The organism is Methanoregula sp., assembly GCF_003170075.1.
Classification (GTDB): Archaea; Halobacteriota; Methanomicrobia; order Methanomicrobiales; family Methanospirillaceae; genus Methanoregula.
The window spans coordinates 1-2,125 of sequence record NZ_PMZU01000061.1 but is presented as its reverse complement, the minus strand read 5'-3'; the positions used below and the strand labels follow the sequence as shown (position 1 = coordinate 2,125).

1 rRNA gene and 1 other annotated feature (1 of these 2 cut by a window edge) are annotated in these 2,125 nt (G+C 51.3%); the gene reads left to right on the top strand.

From position 1 onward, the window contains the following. Nucleotides 1-576: a sequence feature (mutual gap in cmsearch alignment for this rRNA model is longer than 100), on the top strand (it extends 709 nt beyond the left edge of the window). 232 nt (nt 577-808) lie between these two features. After that, nucleotides 809-2,125, top strand: a 23S ribosomal RNA gene (locus tag QZN75_RS07760); the annotation flags it as partial.

Genomic DNA, 2,125 nt, shown 5'->3' with positions numbered 1-2,125 from the left:
TTAATCGGACTCAACGCCGGGAACCTCACCGGACAAGACAGCTGAATGATAGTCGGGCTGAAGACTCTACTTGACTAGCTGAGAGGAGGTGCATGGCCGTCGTCAGTTCGTACTGTGAAGCATCCTGTTAAGTCAGGCAACGAGCGAGACCCACGCCAACAGTTGCTAGCTCGTCCTCAGGGATGGAGAGGACACTGTTGGGACCGCCTCTGCTAAAGAGGAGGAAGGAATGGGCAACGGTAGGTCAGCATGCCCCGAATTGTCCGGGCTACACGCGGGCTACAATGGGTGGGACAATGGGTTTCGACACCGAAAGGTGAAGGCAATCTCCTAAACCCATCCTTAGTTCGGATTGTGGGCTGCAACTCGCCCACATGAAGCTGGAATCCGTAGTAATCGTGTTTCAAAATAGCACGGTGAATATGTCCCTGCTCCTTGCACACACCGCCCGTCAAACCACCCGAGTGAGGTCTTGATGAAGCCGTCGTTTTCTGCGGCGGTTGAATCTAGGTTTTGCAAGGGGGGTTAAGTCGTAACAAGGTAGCCGTAGGGGAATCTGCGGCTGGATCACCTCCTAACGAATTTTATTTCGGGTATAAATGCGGTTGCTAGACAAACTGTAAAATTGCCGGTGTTGACAAGAGAAGGCTCAGGTGTCAAATAAGGTAACACACAATCTGGGTTCGAATCCCAGGGGGCTGTTTAGATGCACCTCGAGATGTGAATCACGAGGGAAGGGCTGAAAGTCAAACCAATGACTTTGCGAGGCCGTGTAAAGGTTTGCATTCAGGACGTTATATGGGTTTAGCGGAGCATTAGTTTAAACCTACCAGTGAATGGCTCGGTTCAAGTGCCGAAGAAGGGCGTGCCAAGCTGCGATAAGCTCCGGGTAGACGCAAGGAATCTGTGATCCGGAGATACCCTAATAGGACATCCTAACGCTTTATGCGTTTATCCGTAAGGATAGGGAACGCCCCGAATTGAAACATCTTAGTAGGGGCAGGAAAAGAAATCAACCGAGATGTCGTTAGTAGAGGCGATCGAACACGACAGAGCTCAAACCGAATCCCGCAAGGGAGATGTGGTGTTATAAGCCCACCGTTACGGTGCAGGATGTGAAGCGGAAGTTGCCTGGAAGGGCACACTACAGAGGGTGAAAGTCCCGTACGCAGAAGCAGACTGCATTAGGTGGTGTCTTGAGTACCGCGGGTCGGAATTCTCGCGGGAATTCAGGGGTCATCAACCCCTAAAGCTAAATACACCTTGAAACCGATAGCGAAATAGTAGCGTGAGCGAAAGCTGAAAAGTAACCCTGAAAAGGTGGTTAAAAGTGCCTGAAATTGGTAGGTGATCGCGAGTTGCGGCATGAAAGGATCTTGCATGTGAAGGAACCCGTCGCGAGGCGGTAGTACGGGCATGCCTGCCAGTGTCGCAACGTACGTTTTGAAGANNTTGGCGAAGGTTAACCCACAAGGGGAGCCGAAGGGAAACCAACAAGTCCGTAGCAGCAATGCGTGGGACGACGTATTAAAAGTGCGTGGAGTCAGCAGGATAAGACCCGAAGCCGGGTGATCTATGCGTTGGCAGGTTGAAGCGTGACGAAAGTTGCGTGGAGGACCGCAAGCGGTATTGATATGCAAATCATTCGTGTGACCTACGTATAGGAGTGAAAGATTAATCGAACCTGGCATCAGCTGGTTCCCCCCTAAACATGTCGCAGCATGACCTAACCGGAGATAGTTGGTGAGGTAGAGCACTGATTGGGGAAGCTGGGCGGGAAACTGCTCACTCTCCTGTCAAACTCCAAACTCCCCAACATCCTAGATGGTTGGAAGTCCGCATTACGGGATAAGCTTGTAATGCGTAAGGGAGACAACCCAGACCGTGGTTAATGTCCCTCAATGTAGGCTCAGTGTCAACACTGAAATTGGTCCTAGGTCAAAGACAACTGGAAGGTGAGCTCAGAAGCAGCTATCCTTTAAAAAGTGCGTAACAGCTTACCAGTCAAGATTTAGGGCGGTGAAAATGGACGGGGCTAAAACCTACTACAGAGACCACGGAGCACCGAAAGGTGATCTGGTAGGGAGGCGCTCTGCATGGGTAGAAGCTGGGGCGTGAGTTCCAG